Origin of the sequence: Microbacterium sp. AISO3, assembly GCF_002204305.1 — a bacterium.
Lineage (GTDB): Bacteria > Actinomycetota > Actinomycetes > Actinomycetales > Microbacteriaceae > Microbacterium > Microbacterium arborescens.
Genome location: NZ_NHRF01000008.1, coordinates 1 through 17,493 on the forward strand (window position 1 = coordinate 1; position 17,493 = coordinate 17,493).

Consider the following 17,493-nt stretch of genomic DNA (forward strand, 5'->3'; position numbering starts at 1 on the left):
CGCCGAGACCGCACCTCTGTCGTACGAGGAGTACCTCGCCCGCTTCCCGGGCTCGGCCCCGCAGCAGCCCGCCCCGCCGCAGTACGCACCGCCGCCCGCGCCCCCGCAGTCATCACCGCCGCAGCAGCAGGTGATCGTGCACCACCCGAGCGACGCCCCGGCACCGGCACCGGCGCCGACGCCCGGCGCCGACATCGTGGTGCACCAGCCCGGCGGCGATCTCGTGCCGGCCACGGGCGACCACTGGCTGACGCACCGCGACCTGCAGGTCGACACCGACACGCGGCTGGCCTACATCGCCGGCCGCGAGCTGGAGCTCACCCGCACCGAGTTCGATCTGCTCTCGACGCTGATGGCCTCCAAGCGCCGGGTCAGGTCGAAGGCCGACCTGACGCTCGTCCTGCGCGGCGAGTCCTACGTCACGAGCTATTTCGTGGGCGAGGCCGACAAGCGGGCGATCGAGGCGCACATGACCAACCTCCGTCGCAAGCTGAGCGACAGCCCGACGACCCCGCGGTACATCGAGACCGTCCGGGGTGTCGGATATCGCATGACGTCGGAGGCCGCCGCAGCGGTCTGAACCGGCGGACCCGGCCTCCGGTTCAGACCTTGTAGCCGTTCTGGCGGCGGACCAGCTTGGAGAACATCAGCAGGGTCTGCAGCACGGTGACGACACCGACGATCGGCCATCCGATCCACAGGATCGACGACTGCACGACGGGGCCGATGATGTTCCACACGACGGCCATCGCCAGCAGCACCGCGGCGAGGATCACCAGCGGCATCCAGTGACCGATGCTGCCGCCGCCGCTCTCGGCCTTGGCCTGCATCGCCCAGTTGTCGACCTTCTTCTTCGACAGGAAGCGCGACCACGAGCGCATGAAGTGGCCGAGCCGGATCCACATGAACGCCTCGGCGGGGAACACCAGGATGGCGAAGAGGATGTCGCGCTGATTGTGGTCCTTGATACTGCGGGCCATGCGCAGGTTCAGCAGCACGGCGACCAGAGGCGGGATCAGCCAGAGCGGGGAGAAGACGAACGCGTTGATGGACAGCGAGCCGGCGAGCAGGATGAGGAACGCGACGCGCACGAACAGGTTCGTCAGCATCCCGAAGTTCTCGAACCAGCGCAGGCGCAGGTTCGGATGGAACGGCTGCCCCTTCGTGTCGCCGCGCTGGCCCGGCCACATCAGCTCGATGGCACCGTAGGTCCACTTCACCTGCTGGGCGTCGTAACCCTTCAGGGTCGTCATTCCGCCGACGTTCGCGCGGGCGTACGGGCTGATCTTCGTCAGGTAGCCCGCGCTCTTGATCTGGAGCGACAGCAGCGAGTCCTCGACCTCGGAATCCTTCACCCACGGGGTCGACTGGTGGTTCTGCTTCATCGCGTCGCGCAGCGCGTTCGTCGAGAAGATCGAGAACTGCCCGCCCAGCACGGCCATGTTGCGGCCGCGCAGCAGGTTCTGCATGTTGAAGGCGGCGAACTGGGTGCGCTGACCGGCGATGAGGAACTTCGCGATCGTCCCCTTGATGGGCTTGTCGTCGATCGAGTAGATCGCCGAGATGCCGCCGATGCGCGAGTCGCCGACGGCCTCCGACTCGAGGTACTCCACGGCACGCGAGTCGGCGATCGTGTCACCGTCGACGCCGAGCAGGTAGTCGTACCCCTCGACGAGCGAGTAGCCGTAGTTGAGCGCGCCGACCTTCTTGTCGGGGTTCTTACCGATGTCGTGGACGAACACCTCGGTGAACTGCGTGCCGAGCTCGGTCGTGACCTCGTGGGGCCCGGCGTACGCAGCGGCGATCTTCACGGTGTTGTCGGAGGTGTTGTTCGCGATGACGTGGATGACGTCCGGCACGCGGGTCTGCGCGAGCAGGCCCTCGATCACGTCGGCGATCGACTCTTCCTCGTTGTACGCGGGGATGACGCAGCCGATCGTGGAGCGGTGGACGGTGGTGTTCTCGAGGACCGACTCGAAGTCGTCGGGGAATGCCGTCGCGAAGTGATCCGCCAGCTGCACCGGCGCCTCCGGGGCGGGGCGCTGCGGCTGCGCGAACGCCGGGTTCGGCGTGTACGGCGTGTACGGCGTCTGGGTCATGCGGTCACATCCTGTGCGAGGTGATGGGGCAGCTGTTGTCTGCCGCGATCCATTCTGGGGCGCCGTGTGTGCAGAGCGGACGAAGTCAACCGCAATTTCTGCGCAAGGAATGCGGGCGCCCGCGCCACCTCAGGGCGTGGTGCTGGGAGCCGGCGCGGGAACGGAGTCGGCCGCCTGCTCGTCGCTGAAGATCGCGACCGGCAGGTACTGGTAGACCGTCTGCTGGGAGAAGCTCGCATCGTCGTTCGCGTTGCCCTCGACCCACACGGTCATCGCGAACTCGAGCGTCATGCCGTAGGTGTCGGCAGGAAGCCCGTGGACGATGGTCTCGGGCACGTAGAGGCCGCCCTGGAAGCTGTTGAGCAGCAGACCCCGGTCGGAGCGGATCGTGTCGCTCGGAACGAGCGTGCGCGGGTCTGCGCTGAACTGGAACGGGTTCTGCACCTGCCCCGACGTCTGCGCGGTCTGCGAGGTGATCGAGATCGACGAGATGAACACGCGCCGTTTCTGCGACAGCACGGCCTTCTCGTCGACGCGCTTGTCGTGGACGTTGACCGCGAAGCCGAACGTCTTGTCCGCTCCGGGCGTCCATTCCTGCGTCCGCTTGGGATCCTGCGCCCACACGTCGAGGCGGAGCTCGAGGTCCTGCGCCACCTCGGACGAGAGCGACACCGATCCGTCATAGGTGAACTGGGAGTTGAACGCCATGCTGGGCGACTGCGAAGGCGCCGGTGCCGGCACAGCCGAGACCGGTTCACCTTGGACGGCGTTGATCATCCCCGTCAGTTCAGAGCAGCCCGAGAGCACGACGAGCGAGAGGGCGAGCGCACCCGCGCGGAGCGTACGTGCGCGGAGGGTGGGGGTGCGGCGCGGAGACATGGCAGACCGGATTTCTCGAGGCGAGGGGCCAGCGTCGAATGTCGCGGGCCTCGCCATCCAAGCATCCCGGCGAGGACCGCCCCGGGCGCTTTGCGATCTCTTCAGGTCGCCTTGCGGCGACCTTGAGGTTTCAGCCGCCGTCGCTCTCGGCCGCCGCGATCGCGACCGTGATGCTGTCGGTCGCGGTCTGCTTCGCGAACTCGTCGGAGGTGGGGGTCGTCTGCACGAGGAAGTCGTACGTGAAGCGGATCGTGACGAACGTGGCCTCCGGCGGCACCTCGCCGACGTAGAACGTCTGCGAGTAGCTGTACGGCGAGAGCACGAGGTAGCCGGGATTGGTCGCCGACTGGTCGGATGTCGGTGCCAGCGGGCTGAGGTCGCCCTGCGCGTTGCCGGGCACGGCGATCATCGTCGCCTTCTGCAGGTAGACCTTCTGCCCGTCATCGGGGCTGACGGTCGTCACGAGGGAGAGGCTGACCGGCTTGAGGGCCGTCGCCGTCCACCGGTCCATCGACAGGTCGGACCAGTAGTTGAGCGATCCCGTCACGGCCCCGGCGGTCACCTGACGCTCGGTCGAGCCGCTCGAGAGGTCGTTCGGGACCGGGGGCGGCACAGCCGTGCGCGAGACGCTCGGCGAGGGCGCGGGGCCGCTCGCGTCTCCCCCGCCGCCGGAGGGGAGGTTCCACGGCGCTGGGCCGCATCCCACGAGAGCCACAGCCATCACCGCAGTCGCGGCGGCCGTCCCCCAGCGTCGCATCATGTCTCCTCCGCCTTCCCTCCCCGAGTGTACGGGGGAGCCGCGGAGCCGAGCGCCACAGCCGGGCGGGCTCGATCTCACGCGGGCTCGGCCGTGACCAGGATCGGCAGGTGGTCGCTCGCGCCCTGCGGCAGCGTCTGCACCCGCTCGATGTCGAATCCGACGCTCGTGGCGAAGTCGTAGTGACCGCGGAAGAACTTGTAGCGCGTGTAGGTGCGGGCGTCGCTGAGCGTCAGCTCGTACCCCTGCTTGCGCACGACCTGCCCGAGGTTCTCCTTGAACACCGGGTAGTTGTAGTCGCCGACCATGAGGATCGGCAGCCCCTCACCGAGCTCCGACAGGGCGCCCAGCGCCGCCTGGATCTGGTTGCGGCGCAGCGAGTTCAGCGCCGTCAGCGGCGCCGCATGGAAGCTCGCCACGATGACGTCACGGCCGTCGTCGATGTCCCGCAGCCGCACGCCGAGCATCCGTTCCTCGGCGGGCTTGAGGACGCGGTCGTGGAGCGACTTCTTCAACGCGAGCGAACGGACCTCGACCGCGCGGAAGGTGTTCTCCCGGTAGTAGACCGCCAGTCCCAGGCGGTTGCGCGCCGTCGCCTCGGCGAGCCGCAGCCCGCTGATCCGGTCGGGGATGCCGCTGGTGTCCGCTTCCTGCAGGCAGAGCACGTCTGCGCCGTGCTGCTCCACGAGTTCGGAGAGCTCGGAGGCGGCGCGGTGCTTGCGCAGGTTGTACGAGATGACCTTCATGGTGCCGCCAGGCTACGCCCGCTTCCTTTCGGTCAGGTGTCCGTTGCGCGGCGGGCGCGGGTCTGCTCCGCGCGTGCGGCGAGCAGATCGTCGGCGGGGTATCCGACCTCCGTGAGCGTGAGCCCGCGCGCCGCCAGCACCGCGAAGGCGCTCGTCCGTCGGTGCGCATCGCGGAGGACCGCGACGTCCTCGACGTCGAGCCGCCCCTCGCCCACCGCGACGCACGCGCCGACGAGGGCCCGCACCATGCTGTGGCAGAACGCGTCGGCCTTGACGTTGGCGACGAGCACACCGCTCTCGTCGCGCCGCCAGTCGAACTCGAGCAGCGTCCGGATCGTCGTCGCCTCGGGCCGCGGCTTGCAGTACGCGGCGAAATCGTGGAGGCCGGTCAGGCTGCGTGCGGCGGCATCCATCGCTGCGCCGTCGAGGGCCACCGGAACGAAGGTCGTGCGGAAGCGCTCGAGCGGGTCGTAGCCCGTCGTGCGGTCGGCGACACGGTACGCGTAGCGTCGCCAGACCGCGGAGAACCGGGCGTCGAACCCCTCCGGAGCAGCGGATGTCGCCCGCACGTGGACGTCGGCGTAACGGCCCAGCACACCGTTCAGGCGCGCGGCGAGGGCGGCCGGCTCGGGCTCGCGGCCTCGTCGCAGCCGCGCCTCCTGCGCGTCGCTCAGGTCGAGGTGCGCGACCTGACCCGAGGCGTGCACGCCGGCATCGGTACGGCCCGCGACGACGAGCTGCGCGTCGCCGCCGAGAACGCGGCTGACAGCCGCCTCGATCGACCCCTGAACTGTCCGCAGGCCCGGCTGGCGGGCCCAGCCCGAGAACCCCGATCCGTCGTAGGCGATGTCCAGTCTCAGGCGCACCCGATCAGTCTTCCAGCTCGGCGCGCGTGGGCGGATTGGCCCCGGGCCGCGAGACCGTGATCGCCGCGGCGCGCGCCGCGACCCCCATCGCATCCGCGAGCGCGTCGGCGTCGGCGGGCAGGCCGCGGTCGACGAGAGTGGCGATCAGGCTCGCCATGAACGAGTCGCCCGCGCCGATCGTGTCGGCCACCGTCACCGCGACGCCGGCGACCTCGACGACCGCACCGTCGGGCGCCCGGCCGATCGCCCCCTCGCGGCCGCGCGTCATGACGACCGCCGCGGCGCCGAGGCCCGCGATCGTCTCGAGCACGCCGTCTGCATCGGCGCCGGGCCACAGCCATTCGGCATCCTCGTCGCTGAGCTTGACGAGATCGGCGGCCGCCGCGGCGCGGGCGAAGCGGGCCAGCGCCGTCTGGCGCGAGCCGACGAGCGCCGGCCGGATGTTCGGGTCCACGGTGACGATCGCTTCGCCGCGGGCGGCCTCCAGAGCCGCCAGGCAGGTCTCCCCGCCCGGATCGAGGAACAGGGCGATCGAGCCGGTGTGCACGAGAGCGGCGTCGCCGCGGGGCACGGGCGGTACAACGCCGGCCACGTCGAAGTCGTACTGCGCCGACCCGTCGGGACGGATGCGGGCGCGCGCCGTGTCGGTCGGCGCCTCGGTCCACGACGCCTCGGCGACCTCGGCGCCTGCCTCGCGCACGTGACGCGCGATCCGCTCGCCGCGCTCGTCCCGTCCCAGCCGCGTCGCCAGACGCACGGGAACGCCGAGGCGGGCGACGCCCACCGCGACGTTGGCGGGGCTGCCGCCGACGTGCTCGGTCACACGGTCGTCGGTCTCGACGATGTCGACCAACGCTTCGCCCAGCACCAGGACCTCGGGAGCGCCCATGTTCCACCTGTTCTCGAAAGCCGATACGCGGGATCCGCGCACCTCCTCCGGTCTACCACATCGCCCCCAGGCGGCCGCTCTACACTGGGAGGCTGCCGCCGCCCGTCCCCCCGACGACCCCGGATACAGCCCGATGACTTCTCCGCTTCCTCCGCGCGCCCGCATCGCGGGACTCGACGGCCTGCGCGCCGTCGCCGTGGTGCTCGTCGTCGTCTACCACCTGTTCCCCGCGGCCTTCCTGCGCAGCGGTTACGTCGGCGTCGACGTCTTCTTCGTCATCTCCGGCTTCCTCATCACGACGCTGCTCCTGCGCGAACGCGCCCGCGAGGGGCGCATCCGGCTGCGGCGGTTCTGGACGCGGCGCGCGCGACGCCTGCTCCCGGCGCTCGCGACCGTCGTCACCGTCAGCGCCTCCCTCGCCTGGCTCGTCGGTGGCGACGTGCTGGTCGACATGGGCCTGCAGGTCCTCGGAGCCGCGACCTTCTCGTACAACTGGGTGTCGATGGCCGACGGCGGCACCTACTTCTCCGCGGCCGACCCGGAGATCTTCCGGAACCTCTGGTCGCTCGCGGTCGAGGAGCAGTTCTATCTGCTCTGGCCGCTGCTGGTGCCCCTCTTCCTGCTGCTTCCGGGCCGGCGCTCGCGCGCCGCGGTCGCCCTCGTCCTCGCGGCACTGTCGGCCGCGTGGGCATCCGCGTGCGTCGCGGCGGGGGCCGACCTCACGCGGGTCTACTTCGGCACCGACACGCACGCCTTCGGGCTCCTCATCGGTGTCGCCGTCGCCTTCGCGTTGCACGGTCTCGTCGTGCGCCGCTCTTCGGTAGCCGGCGTCGGCCCGGTCTGGGGCGTCGTCGTCGGAGCGCTCGCCACCGCCGGGATCGTCACCGCGGCCGCCGCGGGCGGTGGGGAGGCGATCACCTTCCCGGCCTCGAGCCTCGCCGCGTCGCTCCTCACCGCCGTCGTGCTGCTGGTCGCGGCGTGGCCGGGCTCGTGGTTCGGCCGGGCGCTGGATGTCGCACCGCTGCGCTGGCTGGGCGAGCGGTCGTACGCGGTGTACCTCTGGCACTGGCCGCTCCTCGTCCTGCTGTCGTTCCAGCTCGGCGGCGCCGGCCCCGAGGCGGGCGTCCCCGTCGCCACGGGTACGGTCGTCGCGATCGCCTCTGTCGCGCTGGCGGCGGCGTCCTACCGGTGGATCGAGCAGCCGGTGCGGCGTCACGGGTTCCGCGGCGCCTTCGCGATCGCGCGACGCGGGTTGCGATCGCGCCCGTCTCGCCGGGCAGCGACCCTGGCGGCCGCCACGGCTGCGGCCCTCGCCCTCGGCGGAACGACGGCCGCGGTCGCGGCGGCACCGCGCGAGACGACGAGCCAGAGCGCGGTCGACGCCGGGCGCGACGCCCTCACGCAGGCCGACCGGCATCCCACGCCTGCCCCCGCGCCGGGCGCGCAGACGGTCGACGGTACGCGCGTGAGCGCCGTCGGCGACTCGGTCATGCTCGCCTCCGCTCCCGGGCTGCTCCAAGCGATGCCGGGGATCGCGGTCGACGCCGAGGTGTCACGGTCGCTGTGGGCGGGCGTCCGCATCATCGACGACCTCGCGGCGTCCGGCGCCCTGCGCGAGTACGTCGTGGTCGGCCTCGGCACGAACGGCCCCGTCTCGAGCGAGGCGCTGCAGCGCATCGCGGATGCGGCGGGACCCGAGCGCTACGTCATCCTCGTGAACGCCGCCGGCCCGCGCGACTGGATTCCCGGCGTCAACCGCGACCTCACCGCCTTCGCCGCCGCTCACCCTCGGGTGGCCGTCGCCGACTGGGCGGGTGCCGTCGCAGACCACACCGACCTGCTCGCGGGTGATCAGATCCATCCCGAGGCGGCCGGCGGCGACCTCTACGCGCGCACGGTGAAGCGTGCGGTCGACGGCGCCGCTACCCAGCTCGCGACGGCGCAGTGGGCCGCGGATCAGACGCGGACGACGCTGCTGGAGATCCTGGGACGCGCCGAGGATCGGTAATCGCGGATCGACGACCGCGGATCAGTACCGGCGCACCAGCACGCGCTCGCGCTCATAGGGTGTGAATCCGAGACCGCCGTAGAGCGTGTTCGCCCCGGTCGGACTCTCGGTGTCGACGTCGAGCACGGCTACGCCGAGCCCCGCGTCGCGCATCGCCGCGAGCGAGCGCGAGATCACGGCGGGGGCCAGGCCGCGCCGACGGTGCGAGCGGACGACCCCGACGAGGTCGATGTAGGCGTTCGGCCCGAGGACGTCGAAGTCTCCCTCGTTCACGGACGCGAGGCAGAACGCGACGATCCGCCCGTCGTCGAGTGCGAGCGTGCACAGGTCGGGCCGGAGGAACGGGCCGCCGATGAACTGCTGCCACCGCTCGGGCGGACTGGGGAGGCTTCCCCAGTGATCGCGGAACGCGTCGTTGCGCGCCAGGCGCGCGTCCTCCGCTCGATCGTCCGAGAACGGCACCAGCTCGATGCCGACGGGAGCGGGAACGTCGATGATCGGCTGCGTCAGATCGCGGTGCATCGTCGAGAACCAGCGCTCGGTGCGGTAGCCGAGCGATTCGGCGATGCGCTCGAGAGCCGTGTCCTTCTCCGATGCGTACACCTGGATCTCGGCTGGGCGGCTCGCGGCCGCGGCATCCGCTGCCACCGCCTCGCGCAGCTGCTCCTCGGCGCGCGCGTGCTGCCACGTCAACAGTGCGGTGCCGATCCCGCGCCCGCGCCGATCGGGCCGCACCGCACCGGTGAGATAGATGTGCAGATGCTCGTCGCGCGAGGGATGCAGGGTGACGGTGCCGACCGCGAGGGCTTCGCCGGCCTCGTCGAACGCGATCATCGTGTCGCGAGAGTGGTCGATGTGCGACAGCTCGAACGTCTCGGCGACCTCCTCCCGCGGCGTCGTCCACGTCGGGTGGTCTACCCGGTCGGCGGCCTCCAGGACGCCGTGGATGACGTCGATGTCATCCGAGGTCGCCGTGCGCCAGTGCGCTACGGCGGAGCAGGAGGGTGCGTTCGGCTCGTTCACCTCTCCAGCCTCGCACATCGGGCCCGCACCCTCCGGAGAGAGTGCGGGCCCGATGTCGGCGCGATGCGCTGGTTACTTCTTGTCGTCCTCGGCGGGAGCCTCAGCGGCGTCCTCGGCCGCAGCCTCGGCGGCTGCGCCCTCCTCCGGCGACTCGGCGCCGGCGTCGGCGGCCGTGTCGTCGGCGGGAGCCTCGGTGGTCTCCTCGACGGGAGCCTCCTCGACCGGAGCCTCAGCGGCAGGAGCGGCGGCAGCCGACTTCTTCGCGGACTTCGGCTTCGGGTTCACCGGCTCGAGAACGAGCTCGATGACGGCCATGGGGGCGTTGTCGCCCTTGCGGTTGCCGATCTTCGTGATGCGGGTGTAGCCACCCTCGCGCTCGGCGACCAGCGGAGCGATCTCGGCGAAGAGCTCGTGCACGACGCTCTTGTCGCCGATGACCGACGCGACGCGGCGGCGGGCGTGCAGGTCGCCGCGCTTGGCGAAGGTGACCAGGCGCTCGGCGTACGGACGCAGGCGCTTGGCCTTGGTCTCGGTCGTGGTGATCGACTTGTGCGTGAACAGGGCCGCGGCGAGGTTCGCGAGAAGCAGGCGCTCGTGTGCGGGGCCGCCTCCGAGGCGGGGACCCTTGGTGGGCTTAGGCATGTTTGATTACTCCAGGAAGAAAAGGGGGCTCAGAGGTTCTCGTCGTCGTATCCGCCGTAGAAGTGCGCACCGTCGAACCCGGGAACCGAGTCCTTCAGCGACAGGCCGAGGGAGACGAGCTTGTCGCGCACCTCGTCGACCGACTTCTGACCGAAGTTGCGGATGTTCATGAGCTGGGTCTCCGAGAGGGCGACCAGCTCGGACACCGTGTTGATGCCCTCGCGCTTGAGGCAGTTGTACGAACGGACCGACAGGTCGAGGTCCTCGATCGGCATCGACAGCTCGTTGGTGAGGACCTCGGCGACCGGCGCGGGGCCGATCTCGATGCCCTCGGCCTCGACGTTCAGCTCGCGGGCGAGACCGAACAGCTCGACGAGCGTGCGACCGGCCGATGCGACGGCGTCGCGCGGCGAGATGGACGCCTTCGACTCGACGTCGAGGACGAGCTTGTCGAAGTCGGTGCGCTCACCGGCACGAGTCGCCTCGACGCGGTAGCTGACCTTGAGCACGGGCGAGTAGATCGAGTCGATCGGGATCTGACCGGCCTCGGCGTACTCGTTGCGGTTCTGCGTCGCCGAGACGTAGCCGCGACCGCGCTCGATGACGAGCTCGAGCTCGAACTTCGCGCTGTCGTTGAGCGTCGCGATGACCAGGTCGGGGTTGTGGACCTCGACACCGGCCGGAGCCGAGATGTCGGCGGCCGTGACCTCACCGGCACCGGTCTTGCGCAGGTACGCCGTGATGGGCTCGTCGCGCTCGGACGAGACGACCAGCTGCTTGATGTTGAGGATGATCTCGGTGACATCCTCCTTCACGCCCGGGATGGTGCTGAACTCGTGCAGCACACCGTCGAAGCGAATGCTGGTGACGGCGGCACCCGGGATGGACGACAGCAGGCTGCGGCGCAGCGCGTTGCCGATGGTGTAGCCGAAGCCGGGCTCGAGCGGCTCGACGACGAACCGGCTGCGGAACTCGCCGATCTTCTCCTCGGTCAGAGTGGGACGCTGTGCGATGAGCACTATGTGTTCCTTTCGATCACGTGACCGCTATATGACACGTGCAATTCAGTGAGGTGTTGAGTTTTCAAGGAAACGACGGAAGTCCGGATGCCGCGAGGTGCGGCATCCGGATCCGTGTCAGCTCAGACGCGGCGGCGCTTGGGGGGACGGCAGCCGTTGTGGGCCTGGGGGGTGACGTCCTGGATGGACCCCACCTCGAGGCCGGCGGCCGTCAGCGAGCGGATCGCGGTCTCACGGCCCGAACCGGGGCCCTTGACGAAGACGTCGACCTTCTTGACGCCGTGCTCCTGCGCCTGACGCGCAGCGGACTCGGCGGCCATGCCGGCGGCGTAGGGGGTCGACTTGCGCGAGCCCTTGAAGCCGACGCCACCCGAGGAGGCCCAGCTGATGACGGCGCCCGACGGGTCGGTGATCGAGACGATCGTGTTGTTGAACGTCGACTTGATGTGGGCGTGGCCCAACGCGATGTTCTTCTTCTCCTTGCGGCGCGGCTTGCGCGCTGCGGACTTGGCCTGTGCCATGTGCGTGTTCTCCTAAACCTGTGGGGGCCGCGCCTTAGCGCGCCTTCTTCTTGCCGGCGACGGTGCGCTTGGGACCCTTGCGCGTACGCGCGTTGGTCTTGGTGCGCTGACCGCGCACGGGCAGGCCACGGCGGTGGCGCAGACCCTCGTAGGAACCGATCTCGACCTTGCGGCGGATGTCGGCGGCGACCTCGCGGCGCAGGTCACCCTCCACCTTGTAGTTGCCCTCGATGTAGTCGCGGAGCGCGACGAGCTGGTCGTCGGTGAGGTCCTTGACGCGGATGTTCTCGTCGATCTCCGTCGCAGCGAGGATCTCGTTCGAACGGGTACGGCCCACGCCGTAGATGTACGTGAGGGCGATCACCACGCGCTTGTCGCGCGGGATGTCAACGCCGGCAAGACGTGCCATGCGGTTCTCCTAGGAGTAATCGAAGGTGTGGAGCAGGATCGGTGCTCGGGCCTTCGTCCCGAGGTGTCCCCCGCCGGCGGTGCCGTACGGGTTCTGATCTGCCTGAGGTGTATTGAGTTGTCGTCGTACCGGGTGCCGCGCGGACGCGGCATCCGATCAGCCCTGGCGCTGCTTGTGACGCGGGTTCGACTTGCAGATGACCATGACGCGACCGTGGCGACGGATGACCTTGCAGTGGTCGCAGATGGGCTTGACGGAGGGGTTGACCTTCATGATGTTCCTGATTCGCTGTCTTCGCCGACGGAGCAGGAGCTCCGGGGCGTTACTTCTCGACCGGCGTGCGCTGGGCTCAGCGGTAGCGGTAGACGATGCGGCCGCGCGTCAGGTCGTAGGGGCTGAGCTCCACGACCACACGGTCTTCGGGGATGATGCGGATGTAGTTCTGCCGCATCTTGCCCGAGATCGTTGCGAGGACCTTGTGTCCGTTGCTCAGCTCGACGCGGAACATCGCGTTGGGCAGGGCCTCGGAGATCACGCCCTCGATCTCGATGACACCGTCTTTCTTCGCCATACGCTCGCTTACAGTTGTGCAGGCCGGTCGGTCTGCGTTGGATGGGATTTTCGGTGACACGCCAAGAGAGGCGCAACGCACCAAAGAGCAAGCATACGCGCTACCGCACGCTCCGGCAACTCGCCGTATCTCGCACGGCGCGTCGCCCGCCCCCGCTCAGTTGAAGAGCGTGGCGAACGAGCCGCGTGCCGGGATGGTGCTGTTCGAGATCGTCTCACCGTTGACCGCGATCGTCGGCGTTCCGATACCGCTGGCACCGGGCTGGATCGGCGTCTCCTTGGTCTTCGCGGTGACGAACGAGGCGTAGGTACGATCCGTGACGCACGAGTCGATGCCGGTCACGCCGGCGTCCGAGGCGATCTGGAGGATCTGATCGTCGGTCAGACCCGTCGACTGCTCGGCGGGCTGCTGTTCGAACATCGCCTGCATGAACGGCACCGCCGCGTCGGGGTCCGCCTCCGCGACGCAGTACATCGCATTGGCCGCGCGGGTCGAGTACTCCGTGCCCTGCGAGTAGCGGTCGAGGATCGAGATGGGGTGGATGTTCAGCGTGATCGTGCCGTCAGCCACGAGGTCGAGGATCTCGGGCCCGTACGTCGTCTCGAACTGGCCGCAGATCGGGCACATGAAGTCGATGTACGTGTCGAGGGTCTGCGATCCCTCACCGACCACGACGGCGCCGGTCTCCTGGTTGATGCCGGATCCCGTCGGCGGGGTGCCCGGGTCGGTCGCGCTGTTGTTCATCCACACGACCAGCGCGACGATGAGAGCCACGACGACCACCACGGCCGTCGACACCCAGATCGCGAACCAGTTGGTCTTACCCGTCGCCGCAGCAGCCATCACTTCTCTCCTCAGCCGATTTCCGTCGGCACGATTCCATACGGAGCAAGCCCCGCGGCGCCACCGTCGGGCGCCGTGAGAACCCAGATGCCCCCATCATGCACGGCGACGCTATGTTCCCAATGGGAGCCGTCCGAGCCGTCGATCGTCGACACGGTCCAGTCGTCGTCCTCGGTGAAGGTCTCCTCCGAGCCGGCCACGACCATGGGCTCGATCGCGAGGACGAGACCCGGCTTCACCTCGGGCCCGAGATCGGCGACGCGGTAGTTGAACACCGACGGCGCCTCGTGCATCTTGCGTCCGATGCCGTGCCCGACGTAGTCGCGCAGGATGCCGTAGCCCTCACCGGACGACTCGATGGAGGTCTGGATCGCGTCGCCGATCTCGCCGATGCGCTTCGCGTTCGCCATCGCGGCGATGCCCGCCCACAGCGACTCCTCGGTGACCTGCGACAGCCGCTCCCGCGCCGCGACCAGCTCCGGCCGGTCCGGGTCGGGGATGACGATCGTGAACGCGGAGTCGCCGTTCCAGCCGCGGAACTGCGCCCCGGCGTCGATCGACAGGATGTCTCCGGGCTCGAGCGGGCGCGCGCCCGGGATCCCGTGCACGACCTGCTCGTTCACCGACGCGCACACCGTGTGGCGATACCCGCGCACGAGCTGGAAGTTCGACTCCGCGCCGCGCGAGCGGATCACGTCGGCCGCGATGGCGTCGAGCTCGAGCGTGGTCACGCCGGGCACGACGTGCTCGCGCACCGCCTGCAGCGCAGCGGCCGTGATCAGGCCCGGCTCGACCATCGCCTGCAGCTGAGCGGGCGACTTGTAGATGGAGCGGCGGCCGATCACGCCGTGATGCCGCGGGCGGTCAGCGCCGCGGTGATCCGCTCGGTGATCTCGTCGAGCGAGCCGACGCCGTCGATCTGGTCGACGATGCCGCGCTCGCGGAACACGTCGAGGATCGGCGCGGTCTCGTTCTCGTAGATCGAGAGTCGCTTGGCGATGGACTCCTCGTTGTCGTCATCGCGGCCCTGCTCCGCGGCGCGCTTGGACAGCCGCGCGATCGACTCCTCACGGGGCACGACGAGCTCGATGACACCCGTCAGCTCCTCACCGCGGCCGCCCAGGAACGCGTCGAGGTCGGCCACCTGCGCGAGGTTCCGGGGGTAACCGTCGAGCAGGAACCCGCCGGCGGCGTCATCCTGCGCGAGCCGGTCGCGCACGATCGCGCTCGTCAGCTCGTCGGGCACCAGGTCGCCGGCGTCGATGATCGCCTTGACCTGCTGTCCGAGCTCGGTGCCCTCTTTGACGTTCGCCCGGAAGACGTCGCCCGTCGAGACGGCGGGGACACCGAGCGCTTCGGCGATGCGCACTCCCTGAGTGCCCTTGCCCGAGCCCTGCGGCCCGACGATCAGGAGACGTGCAGCCGTCATCGCAGTAACCCTTCGTAGTGACGCTGCTGGAGCTGCGCGTCGATCTGCTTCACCGTCTCGAGACCGACGCCCACGATGATGAGGATCGATGCGCCGCCGAACGGGAAGTTCTGGTTCGCACCGACCGTCGCGAGCGCGATCAGCGGGAGCAGGGCGATGAGACCCAGGTAGATCGAGCCGGGAGCGGTGATGCGGGTGAGGACGTAGTCGAGGTACTCCGCCGTGGGCCGGCCGGCACGGATGCCGGGGATGAAGCCGCCGTACTTCTTCATGTTGTCGGCGACGTCGACCGGGTTGAACGTGATCGCGACGTAGAAGTACGTGAATCCGATGATCAGCAGGAAGTACACCGCCATGTAGAGCGGGTGGTCGCCGGTCGTGAAGTACTGCTGGATCCACGCGACCCAGCCGGGCACGTTGCCGTCGGCATCCGGGTTCTGGTTGAACTGCGCGATGAGCGCCGGGATGTACAGCAGTGACGAGGCGAAGATGACCGGGACGACACCGGCCATGTTGACCTTGATCGGGATATACGTGTTCGTGCCGCCGTACGTGCGACGTCCCACCATCCGCTTGGCGTACTGGACGGGGATCCGCCGCTGCGACTGCTCGACGAAGACGACGAGGGCCACGACGACGATGCCGACGGCCAGCACGAGGAGGAAGACCTCGAAGCCGCGGGCGACCGCGATCGACCACAGTGCCGCCGGGAACGTCGCCGCGATCGAGGTGAAGATGAGGATCGACATGCCGTTGCCGACGCCGCGCTCGGTGACGAGCTCGGCGAACCACATGATGAGGCCCGTGCCGGCGGTCATCGTGATGATCATGAGGAGCTGGGCGTACCAGGCCTCCGAGGTCACCAGCTGCGCGCACTCGGGGACCCCGGTCACCGGGATCAGCTGACCCGAGCGTGCGACCGTCACGAGCGTCGTGGACTGCAGCAGAGCCAGCGCGATGGTGAGGTAGCGGGTGTACTGCGTGAGCTTCGCCTGGCCCGACTGGCCCTCCTTGTAGAGGGTCTCGAAGTGAGGGATGACAACGCGCAGCAGCTGCACGATGATCGTCGCGGTGATGTAGGGCATCACGCCGAGCGCGAAGATCGACAGCTGCAGCAGCGCACCGCCCGAGAACAGGTTCACGAGCGAGAGCAGGCCCTGGGCGGTCCCGCTCTGATCGAGACAACTCTGCACGTTCGGGAAGTTCACGAACGGCGTCGGCACGTGCGCGCCCAGGCGGTAGATGGCGATGATCGCCAGGGTGAAGCCGATCTTCCGCCGGAGATCCGGAGTGCGGAAGACCCGCGCTATGGCGCTGAACAAGTGGATTCCTCCCAAGGGATGGGCGGCGTCTCGGGAAGACACCGTCAACCAGGGTATCCCAGGCCGTTCACAGGCGCGCCTCGGATACGACGAAGCGAGGGCCGGAGCGAACTCCGGCCCTCGCTGGCGAATTACTTGATGGAACCGCCGGCTGCGACGATCTTCTGCTCGGCAGAGCCCGAGACCTTGTCGACCGACACGTTCAGCGCCACCGAGATGTCGCCGGTGCCGAGCACCTTGACCTTCTCGTTCTTGCGGACGGCACCCTTGGCGACGAGGTCGCTGATGGTGACGTCGCCGCCCTGCGGGTACAGCTCCGCGAGCTTTTCCAGGTTCACGACCTGGTACTCGACGCGGAACGGGTTCTTGAACCCGCGCAGCTTGGGGGTGCGCATGTGGAGCGGCATCTGGCCACCCTCGAAGCCCACCTTGACCTGGTAGCGAGCCTTCGTACCCTTGGTACCGCGGCCCGCCGTCTTGCCCTTGGAGCCCTCACCGCGACCGACACGGGTCTTCGCGGTATTGGACCCGGGGACCGGACGCAGGTGGTGCACCTTCAGCACACCGGGGCGAGCGGCCGTGGTCTCGGCCTTCGCCTTCTTGTCGTCCTTCTTCTCAGCCATCAGTCGATCTCCTCAACCTTCACGAGGTGCGCGACGGTCTTGACGTATCCGCGCGTCTGCGCGTCGTCGGGACGGACGACCGAGTCGCCGATCCGCTTGAGACCCAGCGAACGCAGCGTGTCGCGCTGGTTCTGCTTCTCGCTCACCTTGGACTTGACCTGGGTGACCTTCAGTCGAGCGGCCATCAGGCACCTACCTTCTGTGCGGCGTTCGCCTCGGCCTCAGCGCGCACGAGACGAGCCGGTGCGACCTGGTCGAAGTCCAGGCCACGGCGTGCGGCGACCGCACGGGGCTCCTCGAGCTGCTTCAGTGCCTCGACGGTCGCGTGCACGATGTTGATCGTGTTCGACGAGCCGAGCGACTTCGACAGGACGTCGTGGATACCGGCGCACTCGAGCACGGCGCGGACGGGACCACCGGCGATAACACCGGTACCGGCGGCGGCGGGGCGCAGGAGCACCACGCCGGCGGCTGCCTCACCCTGCACGGGGTGCGGGATGGTCGAGCCGGTGCGGGGAACGCGGAAGAAGTTGCGCTTGGCCTCTTCGACACCCTTCGAGATGGCGAGGGGGACCTCACGCGCCTTGCCGTAGCCGACGCCCACCAGACCGTTGCCGTCGCCGACGACGACGAGAGCGGTGAAGCTGAAGCGACGACCACCCTTGACGACCTTCGAGACGCGGTTGATGGTGACGACGCGCTCCAGGAACTGGCTCTTGTCGGCGTCGCGCGAACCGCGGTCGCGGTTGTTGCTGCGCTCGCGGCTGCCGCGGCGGGGCTCGCGGGCCTCGCGCTCGACGGGAGCGGTGCCGGCGGCCTGCTCGGTCGTAGCCTGTTCGGTCACAGG

The 17,493-nt window shown here is 69.1% G+C and carries 22 protein-coding genes; 2 read left to right on the forward strand and 20 right to left on the reverse strand.

Annotated features, from left to right (window positions below; all coding sequences use genetic code 11):
• Positions 1-580, forward strand: a 580-nt coding sequence (locus CBF90_RS12090; RefSeq protein ID WP_141097159.1) for a winged helix-turn-helix domain-containing protein, incomplete at its 5' end; no start/stop codon positions are given.
• A gap of 22 nt (positions 581-602) precedes the next feature.
• Here the strand turns inward: CBF90_RS12090 and CBF90_RS12095 are convergent.
• The 6 genes from CBF90_RS12095 to CBF90_RS12120 form a co-directional block, all read right to left on the reverse strand.
• A complete protein-coding gene (locus CBF90_RS12095) occupies positions 603-2,099 on the reverse strand; it encodes a glycosyltransferase (RefSeq protein ID WP_088380714.1) in 1,497 nt (498 codons plus the stop codon).
• Positions 2,100-2,228: 129 nt separating this feature from the next.
• Positions 2,229-2,978, reverse strand: coding sequence for a hypothetical protein (locus tag CBF90_RS12100; RefSeq protein WP_023954089.1), 750 nt, complete (start codon positions 2,976-2,978; stop codon positions 2,229-2,231).
• 130 nt (positions 2,979-3,108) lie between these two features.
• Positions 3,109-3,738: a hypothetical protein gene (locus CBF90_RS12105; protein ID WP_064955463.1), complete on the reverse strand. Its 630-nt coding sequence runs from the start codon at positions 3,736-3,738 to the stop codon at positions 3,109-3,111.
• A 74-nt stretch (positions 3,739-3,812) separates the two neighbouring features.
• Positions 3,813-4,481, reverse strand: a complete 669-nt coding sequence (locus CBF90_RS12110) for an endonuclease/exonuclease/phosphatase family protein (RefSeq protein WP_023954087.1) — start codon at positions 4,479-4,481, stop codon at positions 3,813-3,815.
• A gap of 32 nt (positions 4,482-4,513) precedes the next feature.
• The gene (gene truA, locus CBF90_RS12115; protein ID WP_088380715.1) at positions 4,514-5,347 is read right to left on the reverse strand and encodes a tRNA pseudouridine(38-40) synthase TruA; all 834 of its coding nucleotides are present in this window, start codon (positions 5,345-5,347) and stop codon (positions 4,514-4,516) included.
• 4 nt (positions 5,348-5,351) lie between these two features.
• Complete coding sequence (locus CBF90_RS12120; protein WP_088380716.1) at positions 5,352-6,236, reverse strand: PfkB family carbohydrate kinase; 885 nt, start codon at positions 6,234-6,236, stop codon at positions 5,352-5,354.
• A gap of 133 nt (positions 6,237-6,369) precedes the next feature.
• On the opposite strand from CBF90_RS12120, the gene CBF90_RS12125 reads away from it, so the two are divergent.
• Entirely contained in the window at positions 6,370-8,244 is a 1,875-nt protein-coding gene (locus CBF90_RS12125) for an acyltransferase family protein (RefSeq protein ID WP_088380717.1), read from the forward strand.
• Between the two features lie 21 nt (positions 8,245-8,265).
• Here CBF90_RS12125 and CBF90_RS12130 read toward each other — a convergent pair whose 3' ends face one another.
• The 14 genes from CBF90_RS12130 to rpsE form a co-directional block, all read right to left on the reverse strand.
• On the reverse strand, positions 8,266-9,267 hold the full coding sequence (locus CBF90_RS12130; RefSeq protein WP_172407835.1) for a GNAT family N-acetyltransferase: 1,002 nt from the start codon (positions 9,265-9,267) through the stop codon (positions 8,266-8,268).
• Between the two features lie 72 nt (positions 9,268-9,339).
• The gene (gene rplQ / locus CBF90_RS12135; protein ID WP_023954082.1) at positions 9,340-9,909 is read right to left on the reverse strand and encodes a 50S ribosomal protein L17; all 570 of its coding nucleotides are present in this window, start codon (positions 9,907-9,909) and stop codon (positions 9,340-9,342) included.
• Positions 9,910-9,938: 29 nt separating this feature from the next.
• A complete protein-coding gene (locus CBF90_RS12140) occupies positions 9,939-10,928 on the reverse strand; it encodes a DNA-directed RNA polymerase subunit alpha (protein WP_023954080.1) in 990 nt (329 codons plus the stop codon).
• A 122-nt stretch (positions 10,929-11,050) separates the two neighbouring features.
• On the reverse strand, positions 11,051-11,449 hold the full coding sequence (rpsK, locus tag CBF90_RS12145; protein ID WP_023954078.1) for a 30S ribosomal protein S11: 399 nt from the start codon (positions 11,447-11,449) through the stop codon (positions 11,051-11,053).
• A 34-nt stretch (positions 11,450-11,483) separates the two neighbouring features.
• Entirely contained in the window at positions 11,484-11,858 is a 375-nt protein-coding gene (gene rpsM, locus CBF90_RS12150) for a 30S ribosomal protein S13 (RefSeq protein WP_023954076.1), read from the reverse strand.
• A gap of 156 nt (positions 11,859-12,014) precedes the next feature.
• Positions 12,015-12,131, reverse strand: coding sequence for a 50S ribosomal protein L36 (gene rpmJ, locus CBF90_RS12155; protein WP_005050492.1), 117 nt, complete (start codon positions 12,129-12,131; stop codon positions 12,015-12,017).
• 76 nt (positions 12,132-12,207) lie between these two features.
• On the reverse strand, positions 12,208-12,429 hold the full coding sequence (infA, locus tag CBF90_RS12160) for a translation initiation factor IF-1 (RefSeq protein WP_017201569.1): 222 nt from the start codon (positions 12,427-12,429) through the stop codon (positions 12,208-12,210).
• 156 nt (positions 12,430-12,585) lie between these two features.
• Positions 12,586-13,272 carry a thioredoxin domain-containing protein gene (locus CBF90_RS12165; protein ID WP_064955468.1) on the reverse strand — a complete coding sequence of 229 codons (687 nt, stop codon included), beginning with the start codon at positions 13,270-13,272 and terminating at the stop codon, positions 12,586-12,588.
• 11 nt (positions 13,273-13,283) lie between these two features.
• Entirely contained in the window at positions 13,284-14,117 is an 834-nt protein-coding gene (gene map, locus CBF90_RS12170; RefSeq protein WP_172407836.1) for a type I methionyl aminopeptidase, read from the reverse strand.
• Positions 14,114-14,701 carry an adenylate kinase gene (locus CBF90_RS12175; protein WP_023954070.1) on the reverse strand — a complete coding sequence of 196 codons (588 nt, stop codon included), beginning with the start codon at positions 14,699-14,701 and terminating at the stop codon, positions 14,114-14,116. The genes map and CBF90_RS12175 overlap by 4 nt, the downstream gene beginning before the upstream one ends.
• The gene (gene secY / locus CBF90_RS12180; protein WP_023954067.1) at positions 14,698-16,023 is read right to left on the reverse strand and encodes a preprotein translocase subunit SecY; all 1,326 of its coding nucleotides are present in this window, start codon (positions 16,021-16,023) and stop codon (positions 14,698-14,700) included. Before secY ends, CBF90_RS12175 begins: the two co-directional genes overlap by 4 nt.
• Positions 16,024-16,154: 131 nt before the next feature.
• Complete coding sequence (gene rplO / locus CBF90_RS12185; RefSeq protein ID WP_172407837.1) at positions 16,155-16,646, reverse strand: 50S ribosomal protein L15; 492 nt, start codon at positions 16,644-16,646, stop codon at positions 16,155-16,157.
• A complete protein-coding gene (rpmD, locus tag CBF90_RS18425) occupies positions 16,646-16,831 on the reverse strand; it encodes a 50S ribosomal protein L30 (protein WP_023954062.1) in 186 nt (61 codons plus the stop codon). The genes rplO and rpmD overlap by 1 nt, the downstream gene beginning before the upstream one ends.
• Positions 16,831-17,490, reverse strand: coding sequence for a 30S ribosomal protein S5 (gene rpsE / locus CBF90_RS12190; protein ID WP_036305648.1), 660 nt, complete (start codon positions 17,488-17,490; stop codon positions 16,831-16,833). Before rpsE ends, rpmD begins: the two co-directional genes overlap by 1 nt.
• Positions 17,491-17,493: the final 3 nt, after the last annotated feature.